Raw genomic sequence first — 6,896 nt, 5'->3', positions numbered from 1 at the left:
CACGCGAATGCGAGTCCCGCTAAGATAAAACTTGCCCAGAGGGGCCACTGTGCAGCTTCGCCGCACACTGCAGGATGTGGGCTGGCGATCATTAATAGAATGTTCTTGCGCGATCGGCCGCTTCTCGGGTGAATTATATGGTGACGTCGCCGCCGCGAAAACCGTTCGGGCTATTGCTAACGCACCGCACGCGCCGCCTTTTGCAGCAGCTTGAAGGCATCATATCGACGGGCATGGGTCGCCACACATTTGCCCAAATTCGGTGCAAATCTTTGCTTTTGCCGAGACATTGCGGCCATTGCCTGTGCGATCCCAGGAAAAGCACCTGCCGCAACTGCCGCCAATATTGAAGAGCCCAACAGCACGGGTTCGTCGGCTTCGGTGGCGATAACCTCAATACCAGTGCTATCGGCCAAGATCTGCCGCACCAGATGGTGCTGCCCCGCGCCGCCGCTGATCATCAACCGCCGGATCGGAGCGCCATGCGCCGCTTGCACGTCGATGATTTGCCGCAACCCGTAACCGATTCCGCACAGCCCCGCGACATAAAGTTGCACAAGGCTGGAAAGGTCTTCCTCCATCCCCAACCCAGCAACCAGCGCGCGGGCGTGCGGATCAGCAAACGGCGCGCGATTGCCAAGAAACTCCGGCACCACATGCACGCCGCACGCCAAATCAACGGCATTCGAAGCACTTGGGACACTATCCGCCGCCCGATTGGCAAGCCATACCGCCAAGGGCAGACCTACAGTATCAGCCTTGGCTTTCGCTTCCCCCCAAGCCGGGTGCAATTTCAACAAATGATCAATCGCCGCCCCGGCCGCCGATTGGCCACCCTCGTTCAACCACATATTCGGTAGCATCGCAGAATAATAAGGCCCCCATACCCCTGGCACGAAGCGCGGCTCGGCCGTGGTTGTCATCGTGCAAGACGAGGTGCCAAATACATAGGCCATATTTTCGGTTGCATCATTGCCCATCGCGCCAACGGTGCCCACACCACCTGCATGCGCGTCGATAAGGCCGGCGCCAACCGGGATACCCACAGGCAATCCCATCTGCGCGGCCGCCCGCGCAGTCAGTCCCGAACCTAGCGCAGTTCCGGGCGCCGCCGCTTCGGTGCCGATGCGCGCGAAACCTTCATCCGCCAGCATCCCCAGCCCGATCTGCCGGAAATAGCTTTCGTCCCAACGATCTTCATGGGCCAGATACGTCCATTTGCAGGTGATGGTGCAAGTGGATCGCACGAGACTGCCCGTAGCAGCCCACGTTAAATAATCCGCAAGATCGAAAAACCCCCAAGCCGCATCAAACACTCCGCGACGGTTTTCCTTCAACCACAACAGCTTCGGCGTCTCCATCTCGGGCGAGATCACCCCGCCGACATAGCGCAACACTTCATGCCCTGCCTCATTGATCCGCTCGGCCTGTTCCACGGCGCGGTGATCCATCCAGACAATGATGTTACGCGCGGGGTCGTCCGACGGTCCCACCGCAAGCGGCACGCCTCCCTCGCCCAACACCACCAGAGAACAGGTGGCGTCAAAGCCAATCCCGCCCACCTTTGCCGGATCAACCCCCGCCGCCTGCACTGCACCGCGAACTGCTTCACACACGGCATCCCAAACCTGGCTAGAGGATTGCTCGACGATTGAGCCCGCGTCACGCCAAATCACCAGATCAGCCTTGGCTGAAGCCAGCATCGCACCTTCGTAGTCGAATACCCCAGCGCGGGCCGAGCCGGTTCCGACATCAATGCCGATCAGATACATTATAAATCCACCGAGTTTGGCAAGATCACCAAATCCCGGATCGTCACATTGCGCGGGCGGGTCAGCATGAACAACACCGCATCCGCCACCTCTTTCGGCATCATCAGACTGCCATTTGCCAAAGCCTCATCCATCTTCGCTTTCGGCCAATCGTCCAGCAACGCTGTGACAACCGGACCGGGGCAAACCGCCCCCACGCGAATGCCATGTTTGGCAACCTGCCGCCGCACCGTATGCACAAACGCCTGCACCGCGAATTTCGACGCGGTGTAAATCGGCTCCCACACCACCGGCACGATACCGGCAATAGAAGACGTCATCAGAATATCGCCAGTTTGCCGCTCCACCATATGCGGCAGCACTGCTTGCACGGCGCGGAATGAGGCGTTGATGTTCAGGTTCAGCATCCGATCCCACGCATCCGGGTCGCCCGTCACCACATCGCCGCCAACGTAAGACCCGGCATTGGCGTGGAAAATGTCCAGCTGCCCCGCCAGCGCCAAAATCTGCGGCATCATCGTGGCAACACTTGCAGGGCTGGTCAGATCAATCACCAGTGCTTCGGCATTCGGCCCTAACTCGGCGCAAAGCGAAACCAGCTTATCCTCGGCGCGGTCGATCAGCACTACCTTTGCGCCTGCCTCAAGCATCGCCTTGGCACACTCCAGTCCGATGCCCGACGCCGCCCCGGTGACGGCCGCGACTTTTTCGTTCAACTCATTCGACATGATCACATTCCCAGTATTTGGCCCAGATTTAAGCCCGGCCATGCGAGGCACGGCTTTGGCGAGCAAGACTGTCCACGATCACGGCGATGGCGAGAACTGCCCCAGTGATCATGTAACGCAGGCTTGACGACAGATTCAAAAGCGTCAGGCCGTTGGCAATCGACTGAATCACAATAATTCCCAGCAGCGCCGAAAACGCCGTGCCACGACCGCCGAACAAACTGGTGCCGCCGATCACCGCCGCAGCGATGGCGTTGAGATTAACGTCGCCCGTCCCGGCTTGCTGGCTAGACGAGGCGAGCCGCGCGGCAGACAGCACACCGCCAAGCGCCGCAAGGCTCGAACACAGGGCAAATGCACTGATGTAAATTGCCCGTACGTTAATCCCTGCGCGCCGCGCCGCCTCAGCATTGCCGCCCACAGCCTTCATCGAGCGGCCCCATTGCGTGCGGGTCAGCGCGTAGTTCATCAGCAAGACCAACGCCACGAACAACGCAAACATCCACGGCACCCCTCGTCCAAGCGTTAGGTAAAACACGATGCCGAGCAGTACGACAGTGGTCGCCACCGCTTTCAACACCAAACCCGAAGCCGACCCCGCCGACAAGTTCGCCGCACGCCGACGCGCATTGGTAGAGCGCCCCACCACCAGCATCACGATGCCAGGTATCACCGCCAGACTATACGACAGCCATGCGGGCAGGATCATCAACTGACCAAACTCTACCATCTTCGAGCCATAGGGCAGGTTGATTGACCCAGTCGAACCCAGCATGTATAGCTGCAAACCCAGTAGCGCTAACAATCCCGACAAAGTGGAGACGAAACTCGGCATCCCCAAGCGATTGCGCAAAGTCGCATAGATCGCGCCAATCAGCGCACCAAGCGCAATCGCGGTGCCAATCGCCACGGGCAGCGGAATCCCCTGGTTGACCCAGACTACCCCGACCAAAGCCGAGCCGACCCCGCTCATAGAGCCAACCGAAAGATCAATCTCTCCCAGCATCAGCACGCAGACGATCCCCAGAGCGATCACTCCGGTGGTGGAGCAATCGAACAGCAGGTTCACTAAGTTGTTCGGCGATAGGAAAATTGGGTTCAACGCGGTGAACACCGTCCAGATGATCGCCAGACCGACGACCACAGGCAACGATCCCAGATCACCCGATTTCACCCGATCCATAAACGCTTTAACCGTGCCAGAAAAACCGGCGGCATGGGTCACGCGCGCATCGGCGCGGTCTAATTGTGGACTCATATCTGTTCTCCTGCCGCTTCACGCAGACGATCAGCCCGGCGCGACACGGCGTTATCGGTGGCCCCTGTGATAGCCCCCACAAGTTCCTGATTGCTCGCATCGGGTGTGAACACGCCATTGTTGCGCCCCAACCGCAGCACAACGATACGGTCAGCTACCGCCCGCACGTCCTCCATGTTGTGACTGATCATAATCACGCCCAGCCCCTTGTCGCGCACCCGCTCAACAAGGTTCAAAACCTCAGCGGTTTGCGCCACACCCAAGGCAGCCGTCGGTTCATCCAGCATGATAATCTTCGGGTTCAGCAGCAAAGATCGCGCAATCGCCACTGTCTGACGTTGACCCCCCGACAAAGATGCAATCGGTTCACGCACGGACGGGATGCGGGCGGCGAGTTCGTTCAGCAAGGTCCAAGCTCGAACCTCCATTGCAACTTCATCCAGTCGCAACGGGTTCAATTCTTGCCCGAGGAAGATATTCGCCACCACATCCAAATTTTCGCACAAAGCCAAATCCTGAAACACTGTGGCAATGCCCAGCTGCAACGCCGCTGCGGGACTGGCCATCGTCACCGGCTTGCCTTGAAACTCTATAATGCCCGACGAAGCCTGATGCACCCCGGCCAAGACCTTCACCAGCGTGGATTTGCCAGCGCCATTGTCGCCTACCAGAGCCACGACCTCGCCCGCATGGATATCCAGATCAATATCCGTCAACGCCGACACCGCGCCGAAATTCTTGGAAATGCCGCGCAAGCTAAGCAATAATTCGCCGCGTGGCTTGCGGGATTGTAATGGGTCCGACATGGCGGCTCCTATGAATACGGGAAGAAACCGTCTGGCTGGGGGAGAGCCAGCCAGACGGCGGAGGTTGGATTACTTGATGCCAAGTTCCTCGCAGCCAGCGGCATAGCGATCAACACACAGCTCAGCTGCGGTGTTGATGCCCTTGTCGATGATCTCCGCTTTCAGGTTTTCACGCGTCACCACAGCCGGCACAAACAGCTGCGAGGGCGTATTGTACAAGCTCATCTCGGATTTCGGCGTTTCGCCATTCAAAAACTGTACCGCGATATTCGCAGCAGCCGCAGCGACGATTTCCGAAGGTTTTGAGATCGTGTTATACTGATCCCCCGCAATGATCAGTTGCAGCGCCGCAATCGTCGCATCGTTGCCCGTCACTGGTGGCACCGGATCGACACCAGCCGCCTTGAAGGCCGCAACTGCGCCGCCGCCGGTGCCATCATTCGCGGCCACGACGCCAATGATATCCGTGCCGAAACGAGTGATTTGCCCCGCAGCCCATTCCTGCGCTTTCGGCGGCGCCCATTCTGGCGTGTCAAACTCGGCCAAAGTTTTATAGCCGCTCGCCGCGATACCCTCGTGAATACCGTCTTTTATCAAACCAGCCGCCGCATCGGTGGGTGAGCCATTGATCTGCAACACGCCGCCTTTATCCGTCGGCAGGCCCAAATCTTTCAGATGCGCCATCAGAGAGTCAGCGATCGCCTTGCCGATGCCTTGGTTATCAAACGACACGTAGTAATCCGCAGGTTTGTCCGGGATCGGACGGTCATACGCGATCACCTTCACACCTTGGCTTTGCGCGATGCTGACCATTGCCGCAGCCGCACTGCTGTCCACTGGGTCCAACACGATCACTTTAGCGCCTTGGGTGATAACCGAATTGAACTGCTGTTGTTGCAGCGCCGCATCGGCGGTTGCGTTCTGATAAATGACCGTGCAATCAGCGCACAGCTTTTTCATCTCGGCCTCAAAGCCGGGGAAGTCGTGCTGCTCATAACGGGTTGAGGCTTGGTCGGGCATCAGAAACGCAACGGTGCCAGCGGTTTGGGCAAAAGCAGCGCCCGAAATCAAAGCTGTCGAAAGCGCCAAAGCGCCCGTCAGATGCGATGCAGAAAGTTTCATTGGTCATCCTCCATGTTGACCGGTTCGGTTGGCACCCCGCAGCGTTGGTCATCGCCCTCGGGGTCGATCAGCTTTTCGCCTAGCAAAGAAAGCGCAAGCCGGGTCTTCGCCACAATTTTGGCCCTCCGGGTTTCCTCCTCCCGAATGGGCTTGGCTTGCGGCAGAATAGGTTCTCAGGCCGCTAACGCCGCCTGTTGGTTTTCCGCCAGCAGATCCCGAAAGCGCGAAGGCGTCATGCCCTTTTGCGCCTGAAACTGCCTGTTGAAATTAGATATGTTATTAAAACCAGACGAAAAACACACATTGGTAATCTTCGTCTGATCCGCGCCCATCAGCAACTGACAGGCCAGATTGATCCGCAAACGATTGACGTATTTCACCAAAGCCTGCCCGGTATGTCGCCGAAAACTGCGCGAAAATGCCGAGGGGCTCAGACCAGCAATCTCGGCCAAATCGGTCTCGGTGAACGGTTCGGTCAGGTTGGTGTTGATATAGGCTAGGGCTTCGTTGATGCCAGTTGACATAAACCCGGAAGGATCAGGCACATAGTGGGCCGAGGTTAAAGGCGTCACCTCGGCGCGCAGCAACACGCCCAACAGGCCGATGAACAACTCGATCCGGCGGATGCCTTTTGCCGTGACCAATTCGCCCATCAACGGTCCGGCCGCCTCGGCAGCGGCGGGGCTAAACAGCGCCCCCCTGCGGCTGACTTCCAGCAACGCTTGACAGGCGGTAAGCTCTGGCAGCAGCGTCATCGCATCGCCAATAAACTCTTCGGTGAACTGCAATACCCGACCCCGCAGCGGCACGCTTTCGCCCGGTGCCAGATGACTGACCCAGTTGTGCGGCAGGTTGGGTCCAGTCAGCACCAGATTGCCGGGCTCAAAATTACCAATGAAATCGCCGACGAAGTAATGGCCTTGGGTCGCCACCACATGGTGAATTTCGTACTCAGGGTGAAAATGCCAGCGCACCGTATGATACGGATAGCCGTGCGCCCACGCCTTGAAAGATTCCGAGCGCCCAATCTGGACGACCTCTAGATCCGGTTTCATCCGCGTCTCCTCCCTGCGCAAATCCGGACTCCCGGCCCGGTGCTTGCGTCGTCCACCTGGCAGATTTTCGCCGGGTAGTGACAACGCTAGCAGGGCGCATCGCCCCAGACTACTACAGCAGCTAAGATCTACCGATACTTTTTTGCCGAATCGAC

Annotated in this window: 6 protein-coding genes; all 6 read right to left on the bottom strand. The window is 58.5% G+C overall.

Annotated elements, in window-relative coordinates:
* Positions 1-176 precede the first annotated feature (176 nt).
* The 6 genes from JWS10_RS12290 to JWS10_RS12265 all read right to left on the bottom strand — a co-directional run bounded on the left by JWS10_RS12290 (position 177) and on the right by JWS10_RS12265 (position 6,741).
* Positions 177-1,772 carry an FGGY-family carbohydrate kinase gene (locus JWS10_RS12290; protein WP_299507809.1) on the bottom strand — a complete coding sequence of 532 codons (1,596 nt, stop codon included), beginning with the start codon at positions 1,770-1,772 and terminating at the stop codon, positions 177-179.
* Positions 1,772-2,500 carry an SDR family oxidoreductase gene (locus JWS10_RS12285; RefSeq protein WP_299507806.1) on the bottom strand — a complete coding sequence of 243 codons (729 nt, stop codon included), beginning with the start codon at positions 2,498-2,500 and terminating at the stop codon, positions 1,772-1,774. Before JWS10_RS12285 ends, JWS10_RS12290 begins: the two co-directional genes overlap by 1 nt.
* A 28-nt stretch (positions 2,501-2,528) precedes the next feature.
* The gene (locus JWS10_RS12280) at positions 2,529-3,758 is read right to left on the bottom strand and encodes a sugar ABC transporter permease (RefSeq protein WP_299507803.1); all 1,230 of its coding nucleotides are present in this window, start codon (positions 3,756-3,758) and stop codon (positions 2,529-2,531) included.
* Entirely contained in the window at positions 3,755-4,564 is an 810-nt protein-coding gene (locus tag JWS10_RS12275) for an ATP-binding cassette domain-containing protein (RefSeq protein WP_299507801.1), read from the bottom strand. Before JWS10_RS12275 ends, JWS10_RS12280 begins: the two co-directional genes overlap by 4 nt.
* A gap of 69 nt (positions 4,565-4,633) precedes the next feature.
* Positions 4,634-5,686 carry a sugar ABC transporter substrate-binding protein gene (locus tag JWS10_RS12270; protein ID WP_299507799.1) on the bottom strand — a complete coding sequence of 351 codons (1,053 nt, stop codon included), beginning with the start codon at positions 5,684-5,686 and terminating at the stop codon, positions 4,634-4,636.
* Positions 5,687-5,859: 173 nt separating this feature from the next.
* The gene (locus tag JWS10_RS12265) at positions 5,860-6,741 is read right to left on the bottom strand and encodes an AraC family transcriptional regulator (protein ID WP_299507797.1); all 882 of its coding nucleotides are present in this window, start codon (positions 6,739-6,741) and stop codon (positions 5,860-5,862) included.
* Positions 6,742-6,896 lie beyond the last annotated feature (155 nt).

Source organism: Cypionkella sp., from assembly GCF_028290025.1.
In the GTDB taxonomy this organism is placed as follows: Bacteria; Pseudomonadota; Alphaproteobacteria; order Rhodobacterales; family Rhodobacteraceae; genus Cypionkella.
The sequence above is the reverse complement of the archived record's forward strand: the minus strand, read 5'-3'. Positions and strand labels throughout refer to the sequence as shown.

Bases quoted from the DNA above. Each gene is read 5' to 3' on its own strand.
- JWS10_RS12290 (WP_299507809.1), bottom strand. From the start codon at position 1,772: ATGTATCTGATCGGCATTGATGTCGGAACCGGCTCGGCCCGCGCTGGG.
- JWS10_RS12285 (WP_299507806.1), bottom strand. From the start codon at position 2,500: ATGTCGAATGAGTTGAACGAAAAAGTCGCGGCCGTCACCGGGGCGGCG.
- JWS10_RS12280 (WP_299507803.1), bottom strand. From the start codon at position 3,758: ATGAGTCCACAATTAGACCGCGCCGATGCGCGCGTGACCCATGCCGCC.
- JWS10_RS12275 (WP_299507801.1), bottom strand. From the start codon at position 4,564: ATGTCGGACCCATTACAATCCCGCAAGCCACGCGGCGAATTATTGCTT.
- JWS10_RS12270 (WP_299507799.1), bottom strand. From the start codon at position 5,686: ATGAAACTTTCTGCATCGCATCTGACGGGCGCTTTGGCGCTTTCGACA.
- JWS10_RS12265 (WP_299507797.1), bottom strand. From the start codon at position 6,741: ATGAAACCGGATCTAGAGGTCGTCCAGATTGGGCGCTCGGAATCTTTC.